Origin of the sequence: Candidatus Oscillochloris fontis (assembly GCF_004138135.1) — a bacterium.
Classification (GTDB): Bacteria; Chloroflexota; Chloroflexia; order Chloroflexales; family Chloroflexaceae; genus Oscillochloris; species Oscillochloris fontis.
The window spans coordinates 1-7,851 of record NZ_RYFD01000082.1 but is presented as its reverse complement, the minus strand read 5'-3'; the positions used below and the strand labels follow the sequence as shown (position 1 = coordinate 7,851).

At 60.6% G+C, this 7,851-nt stretch carries 4 protein-coding genes; 1 reads left to right on the top strand and 3 read right to left on the bottom strand.

Features of this window, described 5'->3' with window-relative positions; translation table 11 throughout:
• The first annotated feature begins 260 nt into the window (after positions 1-260).
• Complete coding sequence (gene katG, locus EKD03_RS17640; RefSeq protein WP_129633684.1) at positions 261-2,456, top strand: catalase/peroxidase HPI; 2,196 nt, start codon at positions 261-263, stop codon at positions 2,454-2,456.
• Positions 2,457-2,673: 217 nt separating this feature from the next.
• On the opposite strand, the gene EKD03_RS17635 is transcribed toward katG, so the two are convergent.
• The 3 genes from EKD03_RS17635 to EKD03_RS18905 form a co-directional block, all read right to left on the bottom strand.
• Positions 2,674-5,445 carry a DEAD/DEAH box helicase gene (locus EKD03_RS17635; protein WP_129633682.1) on the bottom strand — a complete coding sequence of 924 codons (2,772 nt, stop codon included), beginning with the start codon at positions 5,443-5,445 and terminating at the stop codon, positions 2,674-2,676.
• Entirely contained in the window at positions 5,445-5,966 is a 522-nt protein-coding gene (locus EKD03_RS17630) for a hypothetical protein (RefSeq protein ID WP_129633680.1), read from the bottom strand. The genes EKD03_RS17635 and EKD03_RS17630 overlap by 1 nt, the downstream gene beginning before the upstream one ends.
• A gap of 3 nt (positions 5,967-5,969) precedes the next feature.
• Positions 5,970-7,851 (bottom strand): hypothetical protein (locus EKD03_RS18905; RefSeq protein ID WP_238613576.1); only part of this gene is annotated, 1,882 nt, incomplete at its 5' end.

The following is a 7,851-nucleotide window of genomic DNA, read 5'->3' as shown; positions in this document are numbered from 1 at the left end:
CTCGCCGATGGCTTGGCGCAACTCGATGGCTACCTGGCCGGGTTGGGGCTACCTACCGGGTGGCTGGTCATTTTTGACCAACGCCCCGGCCTGCCGCCAATTGCCGAGCGCACCAGTGCCGCACCGGCTACCACACCGGGTGGGCACGCGGTGGTGGTGGTGCGCGGGTGAGGGGCGCATCGCAACACCCGGCATCCAGACACCAATCATGCTATGATGACCATAAGCGTTCCGCTCAAACCTACGATGGAGTATGTCCAATGAGTGATCAGAACAAGTGCCCCGTAGTGCATGGATCGAACCGCGTCACGACTGGTCGCGGCACTACCAACCGCGACTGGTGGCCCAATCAACTCAATCTCGCTATTCTGCACCAGCACGCTCCGGCCTCCAATCCGTTGGGGGCTGATTTTGACTATGCGGCGGCTTTTACGGCGCTCGATCTGGCGGCGCTGAAGCAGGATATCTATGCGTTGATGACCGACTCGCAGGAGTGGTGGCCCGCCGATTGGGGCCACTATGGGGGGCTGTTTATCCGTATGGCGTGGCATAGCGCCGGTACCTACCGCACCGCCGATGGGCGCGGTGGGGCGAGTACTGGCGGGCAGCGCTTTGCGCCGCTCAATAGTTGGCCCGATAATGGCAATCTGGATAAGGCGCGCCGTCTGCTCTGGCCAATTAAAAAGAAGTATGGTAACGCGATCTCTTGGGCCGATCTGATGATCCTGGTTGGGAATTGTGCCCTCGAATCGATGGGCCATAAGACCTTTGGCTTTGGTGGCGGACGAGTGGACATCTGGCAACCCGAAGAGGACATCTACTGGGGCAGTGAAGAGGGATGGCTGGAGGATAAGCGCTACAGTGGGGATCGCGAACTGGAGAACCCGCTGGCAGCCGTGCAGATGGGTCTGATTTATGTCAACCCCGAAGGCCCCAATGGCGAACCCGACCCGGTGGCGTCGGGGCGGGATGTGCGCGAGACCTTCGCCCGCATGGCGATGAATGATGAGGAGACGGTGGCGCTAATCGCGGGTGGCCACACCTTCGGCAAGGCGCATGGTGCCGGTGATCCGGCGCTGGTCGGGCCAGAACCCGAAGCGGCTCCGATTGAGGCGCAGGGCTTGGGATGGGCCAATCGGTTTGGGAGTGGCAAGGGTGCGGATACGATCACGAGTGGGATCGAGGGTGCGTGGAAGCCGCATCCGACCCGCTGGGATAGTGGTTATTTGCAGATGCTCTTTACCTATGAGTGGGAGTTGGTGAAGAGTCCGGCGGGGGCGTGGCAGTGGTTGGCTAAGGATGTGCGTGAAGAGCATATGATCCCCGATGCCCACGACCCGACCAAGACGCATCGCCCGATGATGACTACGGCGGATCTGTCGCTGCGCTATGACCCGATCTATGAGCCGATTGCGCGCCGCTTCTATGAAGACCCGGATGCCTTCGCTGACGCTTTTGCCCGCGCTTGGTTCAAACTGACCCACCGCGACATGGGGCCAAAGGTGCGCTACCTCGGCCCCGAAGTGCCTGCCGAGGATCTGATCTGGCAAGATCCGATTCCAGCCTGCGATCATCCGCTGGTTGATGCAGAGGATTGTACGGCGCTCAAGGCACGCCTCCTCGCTTCGGGTCTGACGATCCCCGAACTCGTGGCCACCGCCTGGGCATCGGCCTCCACCTTCCGTAACTCGGACAAGCGTGGCGGCGCGAACGGAGCGCGGATTCGCCTCGCCCCCCAGAAGGATTGGGCGGTCAACCAACCGGCGCAACTCAGCAAGGTGTTGGCGCTACTCGAAGAAATTCAGCAGCAGTTCAACAGCAGCCAAACCGATGGTAAGAAGGTCTCGCTGGCCGACCTGATTGTGCTGGGGGGCTGTGCGGCGGTTGAGGCGGCGGCGCAGGCGGCGGGCTACAGCGTGGAGGTGCCCTTTACGCCGGGGCGGATGGATGCCAGCCAGGAGCAGACCGATGTGGAGTCGTTTGCGGTGCTGGAGCCCCAGGCCGATGGCTTCCGCAACTACTATCCCAAGGCGCTGAGCATGAAGCCCGAAGAGATGCTGGTGGATCGGGCGCAACTCCTGACGCTGAGTGCCCCGGAGATGACGGTGCTTGTGGGCGGGTTGCGGGTACTAGGGGCGAACGCGGATCAATCGCCGCACGGTGTCTGGACGAGCCGCGTAGGCACATTGAGCAACGACTTCTTCGTGAACCTGCTTGACCTGAACACGGCCTGGGCACCCCACGATGAGAGCGGCGATCTCTTTGGGAGCCACGACCGCACCACGGGTGAGCGCAAGTGGACGGCGACGCGGGCCGATCTGATCTTCGGATCGCACTCGCAACTGCGCGCTATCGCCGAAGTGTATGCGCAGGATGATGGGCATGCCACGTTCGTGCATGACTTTGTGGCCGCGTGGACTAAGGTGATGAACCTGGATCGGTTTGAGGTCAGGTAGGGGGCGTTGGTTATCCGCAGATTGCGCGTAACTGTTCACGCTGCCCCGAACATCAAGATTTTGACGCAAAGACGCAAAGCCTGCAACAAAACCTTTGCGTCTTCGCGCCTTTGCGTCAACCTGTCGTTTTGGGTAGGAGTGACAATCCGTTTACCCCCATCGTGAACGGATACGATGACGCAGATTAGTAAGGATAATCTGCGTCACTTACCACGCTTCATCCCGCGCTGATCTCCACATAACCGATCAGTTCGGCGGTGTAGCTGCCGTCGCCGTTTGCCGCCCCCTTGTGCTTGAGTTCGCGCTGGAGGGATGGCTCAACCACGGTGCTGAATAGCTCGTAGCGTTGCGCTGGGGTGAGCCTTGGGGTTGTGACTGGGGCATGGAGGTAGCGTTCGCTCTGACGCTCAATCGTTGGGGCGCGGGTACCGTCTGGGCGGATTGCGATGGGCTGGATCAGTACGCGCCGCTCGCCATGTTCGACCGAGACCTCGATAAGCCAGAATGAGAGCAGTACAAGGCTGTCGCTGTCGCCCTGAACGGCAAGGCCGAGTTCCTCCGGGGGTAGGCTGCGCCAGCGGTCGAGTTCCTGTTGCACCAGCGGGTGGTCAAGCCCCAGCAGATCGAGGTTGTCTTGGCGGGTGGCGGTATCACGGTCGAGGGTGAAGCGGATGCGCCGCCCTTCGTCTGCCTTGATGAGATCGTAGGTCTGTGCATCAACCTTGACGAGATGCTGCTGACGATCCGCAAGCGCGGCGCTTAGGAAGCGCACGAGACGCTCCATACTGCTGGAGATGTCAGCAAATGGTTTGTAGTCGTCGAGACTGAAGCCCTCAAGATCCTGAAAAAGGTCGAATACAACCTCGCGGGCCTCGCGGGCGTTCTGCAACGCGGCTTCGAGTTCGACCCCGGTGCGCCGCAATTCTGGGTCCGAGATTGCCGCCTGGTAGAGCCGCTCGTAGTTGAGGCGCTCCGCGAGTTGCCCAAGAATCTGGGCGCGGAGGTCTTCGGCGATGTGGCCCTGTTCGTCCACTTTGCCCACCGCACGGGCGATCTCGGTCAACTTCTCGTCGAGCATGAGGTAAATGCGCCCTTCGATGGTGTCCGAGAGGACCAGATTGTATACCTGGGCGGTATGGACTTGTCCGTAGCGGTGGATGCGCCCGATCCGCTGTTCGATGTCCATCGGGTTCCAGGGCAGGTCGAAGTTGAACAGGATGCGCGCAAACTGAAGGTTGATCCCTTCGCGCCCGGCAGCGGTGGAGATCAGCAGCCGGGGGCCATCGTTTTGGCGAAAGCGCCGCTCGGCGGCGGTCTTTGCCCCGTGGTCGCCGCCGCGCAGCACGGTGACGCCTTGGCCGGGGTAGGTCTGTTCTATCTCGTGCGCTAGGAGATCGACGGTGCCTAAGTAGGTGGCGAAGACGACGATCTTCTCCGCCGGGTTGTGTTGCCAGAGGCTGCCCAGCCCATCGAGCAACTTCTGCACTTTGGTCTCTCGCTGGACGGGAAAGAGCGCCAGGAGTTCCTGAATGCGTGCCCGTTCTTCAGGTAGGTGCAGATCAAGCGCACATGCCGCCAGATCTTCGGCTTGATGGGCCACAGCCTCGCTGCCGTAGGGGTCGGCTGTCTGTTCAAGCGCTTCTTCGTCCAGTCTCTTCGCCAGCCGATATTTGAGATCGGCCATGATCCGATCAACCTCGCTGCGCCCCATGTTGTCGTGAGCGATGCCGAACTCGGCATGAATGATCGCACGCGCTTCGTCATAGCAGCGTTCGCGCCCTTCAATGTCGAGTTCCTGATCGTGTAGCAGCGCAGCATGCAGCGTCAGCATCAGCATGCGCCGCTTGAGGGTGCGGCGTACCGCAGCAAAGCTTGAGGCGGCGATCTTCTGGAAGATCGCCATCAGGAAGCCGAGGGCGCGCCCTTTGTTGCCCTGACGACGGGCAAGATCAAAGCCATCCTGAAGATACTCGCGTAGCTTTTCGTAGAAGCGCCGCTCGTCGTTGTTCATAACAAAGGACTCGGTATGCACCCAGCGCCGAGCAAATAGCGGGCTGCCATCGGGACGACAGGAGTCGGCTTTGGTGCGCCGGAAGACGACGGTGTTGAGCCGGTGGCGTTGCTCAACCATTGCGCTGGGATCGCGAAACAGGGTGGGGTTGAGCAATTGGATCAGCATCCAGAATTGGAAGTGGTTGCCCTGGTGCGGCGTCGCGGAGAGCAGGAGCAGATCGCGGGTGTGGCCTTTGAGCGCCTCGGCCAGTTTGTAGTTTTCGGTCTTCTGCACTTTGCCGCCGTTGCGGGTGGCGCTCAGGTGGTGCGCCTCGTCAAAGACGACCAGATCCCAGCGCGGCGCAGCGAGCAGGCGTTTGACCCGCGCTGGTCGCTTGAGTGTGTCAATGCTGACGATCAGGCGATCATGCTTGGCAAAGGCGTTGGTCTTGCGGTCGGTGATGTCGCCCTCAGAACCAAAGACCTCGAAGTCGAGGTTGAAGACCTCGTTCAGCTCGCGGTGCCAATTGTTGACGAGGCCGGCGGGCACAACCATCAGCGCCCGGCTCAGTTCGCCCCGGCTGGCAAGCTCGCGCAAGATCAACGCGGTCTCGATGGTTTTGCCTAGCCCCACCTCGTCGGCGATGAGGAAGCGGCGCGGTAGTGCGGTGGCGATGCGATGGGTGAGGACAACTTGGTGCGGCAAGAGATCGATGCGCGCCGAGGTGAGCGCCGAGGCGCTCTCCATCACCGGCAGGGCGTGGGCTTCGTAGGCCAGCCAGGCTTGGCGCGCCCGCTCGTCGCTGCCGCTGACGGCGTCCAGCACCCGTTCGGTACGCGAACGCTCGCGGCGCACTGCCGTAAGGGGGACGCGGCGCTCGCCAAGGCTGAAGAAGGCGCGTACATAGCCGTCGCGGGGCGGCTCAAGCACGACGCCCGCACCAAACTGGGCATGGCTGATCTGTTCGCCAGGGGCGAGTTGGGCGCGATCACTCATCAGGAGAGCCTCTGGTGGTGCAGGCCAAGCCAGGCTGGCCCGTCTGCGTCGGGGTTCGGATGCGCCGGGGCGATGATGCGCGCGGCGTCGGCTTCGGCGCCCGCCCACAGAATGCGCCCTAGATCCAGGTGTTGCTCGCGGTGGGGTGCAGCACAGATCCAGGTGTAGGTCTCGCTGGCGCGGTTCATGCGCACCCGCTCCCGTCCGGTCGGCAGCCAAAAGACCAAGGCGGCATCGCTGCTATACTCGCTCTGGAAGGCCAACATGACCGAGCGCAGGTCGTTGCTCAGCCATTCCTCGGCATCTGCGGGGCTGAGCAGATCGAGGTTGGTTTCGAGGCCGGTGACGACCAGTGCGTTGCCCTGGTTGCTGGGGAGATTTTCGGGCCAATGGCGAACGAGGGCAAAGAGTTGCCGCATCGAGATGATCTCGTGCGGCGCAGCCAGATCGGCAAGCGCGGCGCTGTCCCAGAGCAGGCTGATGCCGCGTCGTTTCCAACGATCCTCGCGCATGAGTTTCATGGGCTACTCCTCATCCAAGAAGAGTGACATCTGTTGAACCTGTGGCGTATGGGTATTGGCCCACCCGTTGTAGATCGTGAGGGCGCGGTTGGCGGCGTTGCGCAGCGGCTGGTTTGCGCCCCGCTGGCCCAGCCATTCGAGCAGCGCTTTGAGCGCCGGGCGGGGCTTGAAGTTGCCGTTCTTCAGTGTATCACTGGCGTTGATCCCGCTGCCGTCGTAGCAAGCGCCAATCAGCACCAGCGCCTGATCGAGATCGGCGCTGAGCCGCTGTTTGTGTTTGCGGTGCCAATCGCGGGCGAAGGCGAGTGGCTCGACCAGGGTGAAGATCTTGTTGCGCTCGCTACACCAGCCGCGCATTTCAAACTCGTCGGGGGCAATGCCCGATCCGCGCAAAAACTTCTGCATCTGGTCGCGCGCAACCTCGGTTTTGCCGTCGAAGATGCGCAAGAATTGGCGCGTGAGCGGTTCGGCATTGACCGGCGGCGGGTCTTGAACGCGGCTTGAGTCTTCATCAAGCAACTGGTTGATGCCGACCAGCGCCTCTTTGACGCTCATCGCCCGCCCCTCGTCCATATAGACCTTGCCGTAATGGCGCGAGAAGTATTCGAGCGCTTTGCCGCGCCGAATGACCTGCACGTCGGCGGCGGGCAGCCCGGCCTTGGCGTGGTTTTCGAGCAGCGCCTGGATCTGGCGCACGTCGGCCAGCACTTCGCGGCGCATGCGCCCCCAACTCACTGGCCGAGGCGCTGCGGTACGTTTGCGGCAAACGTGGATGATGTCGTATTCAATCGTCTTTGAGCCGAATTCGCCGTCGCCCTTGGTTTCGTCCGAACGAATGGGATAGGTCGCCTGAAGATAAAACCCGGCCTCGAAGAGCGACTCAAGCACCGCCACCCACGGCGCATCTTCGCTATGGTGGAAGGTGAAGGCCAGCATGCCGCCCGGTTTGAGAATCCGGTGCGCCTCGCGCCAGCATTGGGTCAGCACGCGCTGGTAGAAGCCGTCGGGGTCCTCTGGCTCGCGGGCCTTGTTGGCAACTGCCTCCATCGCTTTCGGGGTGTATTCGGCGCTAAAGATAGATGGGTATTTGTCCTTGAGTACCAGCCTGAGCCAGACGTAGAAGAAATCGGATAGCTCGGAGTAGTGCAGCAAGCCGCCAAAGGGTGGGTCGGTGATCACCAGATCTATTGACTCGTCCGTGTAATGCCTAAGCTCGGTTGAGGAGCTTTGGAAAACCGTAGCAGGTAAGAGGGGATCACCCGGTAAGACTTTTTCGCTCTTGCCGGTTGTGCCTGTGTTAAATTGCGCATCCATCCGTTGGAGCATCTCGACACTGACGGTTTCCCACGGTGCTTTAGTCCATTCTGCACCCTCTATGATTCCTTCTACAGAAGAAGTCCAATTACCTCTACCTAAATTTGAGAATACACTGTTTTCTATAACAGTTGACTTTGGATGGTAGTTGTTATTGGCAAACATTGGTTCGAGTTTATCTGCGTTGACATTCCACAGCGTGAATAGGCTTTGGTTTCGGAGGTACTGCTGAAACCCTCCCAGCACATACTCCCTTACGTCCCAGTCACACTCGCCAATTGTTACGATGGCTTTCAGAAGTTGTGCGTGAACAAGAAGCTGGCGTGGGTTGAACATTTCCGACCAGTACAGATAGCCATGTTGCGGGAGTGGCTGGCGCTGATGCGTCATATGACCAAATGGTATCTCACTACGTGGCCAGTAATCCTTTAGGTCAGTGTCTTTTCGTTGTTCCCACTCAGCATGTGCTGTATTAATTGCTCGACTGTTATCAATAGTCCGTAAATTAAGTTTCCAGGTCTTTTTGCGACATAGCACTACCCACCCGCTCACCTTGAACGCCCGCAACGGG

Excerpts from the sequence above, each read along its gene's own strand:
- katG (WP_129633684.1), top strand. The coding sequence starts at position 261 with ATGAGTGATCAGAACAAGTGCCCCGTAGTGCATGGATCGAACCGCGTC.
- EKD03_RS17635 (WP_129633682.1), bottom strand. The coding sequence starts at position 5,445 with ATGAGTGATCGCGCCCAACTCGCCCCTGGCGAACAGATCAGCCATGCC.
- EKD03_RS17630 (WP_129633680.1), bottom strand. The coding sequence starts at position 5,966 with ATGAAACTCATGCGCGAGGATCGTTGGAAACGACGCGGCATCAGCCTG.